Source organism: Pseudomonas sp., assembly GCF_050739655.1.
Classification (GTDB): domain Bacteria; phylum Pseudomonadota; class Gammaproteobacteria; order Pseudomonadales; family Pseudomonadaceae; genus Aquipseudomonas.
On the sequence record NZ_JBOIBY010000195.1, the window covers coordinates 1 to 1,072 of the forward strand.

General features: G+C 55.2%; 1 pseudogene. It reads left to right on the top strand.

Features of this window, described 5'->3' with window-relative positions:
- A pseudogene (gene rpoB / locus ACRESJ_RS09420) lies at positions 1-1,072 on the top strand (DNA-directed RNA polymerase subunit beta); the annotation flags it as partial.

The window sequence follows — 1,072 nt, forward strand, 5'->3', positions numbered from 1 at the left end:
TCCGCGACGTGGGCCTGCATGCGGCCTTCAAATCCGTTTTCCCGATCATCAGCTACTCCGGCAATGCTGCGCTGGAGTACGTCGGTTATCGCCTGGGCGAACCGGCATTTGATGTCAAAGAATGCGTATTGCGCGGTGTGACTTACGCCGTACCTTTGCGGGTAAAAGTGCGCCTGATCATTTTCGACAAAGAATCGTCGAATAAAGCGATCAAGGACATCAAAGAGCAAGAAGTCTACATGGGTGAAATCCCCCTGATGACTGAGAACGGTACCTTCGTAATCAATGGTACCGAGCGTGTGATTGTTTCCCAGTTGCACCGTTCCCCGGGCGTGTTCTTTGACCACGACCGTGGCAAGACGCACAGCTCCGGTAAACTGCTGTACTCCGCTCGCATCATCCCTTACCGCGGTTCGTGGTTGGACTTCGAGTTCGACCCGAAAGACTGCGTGTTCGTGCGTATTGACCGTCGTCGCAAGCTGCCAGCTTCGGTGCTGCTGCGCGCGCTCGGTTATTCCACCGAGGAAGTGCTGGACGCGTTCTATACAACCAACGTATTCCACGTTAAAGGCGAGAACCTGAGCCTGGAGCTCGTGCCTCAGCGCTTGCGCGGTGAAATTGCGGTTCTGGATATCCAGGACGACAAAGGTAAGGTTATTGTCGAGCAAGGTCGTCGTATCACCGCTCGTCATATCAACCAGCTGGAAAAAGCCGGGATCAAAGAGCTGGAAGTGCCACTGGACTACGTCCTGGGTCGCACTACCGCCAAGGTCATCGTGCATCCGGCAACTGGCGAAATCCTGGCAGAGTGCAACACCGAGTTGAGCACTGAGATCCTGGCGAAAATCGCCAAGGCCGGTGTCGTTCGCATCGAAACTCTGTACACCAACGACATCGACTGCGGTCCGTTCATTTCTGACACGCTGAAAATCGATTCCACCAGCAACCAACTGGAAGCGCTGGTCGAGATCTATCGCATGATGCGTCCTGGCGAGCCGCCAACCAAAGACGCTGCCGAGACCCTGTTCAACAACCTGTTCTTCAGCCCTGAGCGCTACGACCTGTCTGCGGT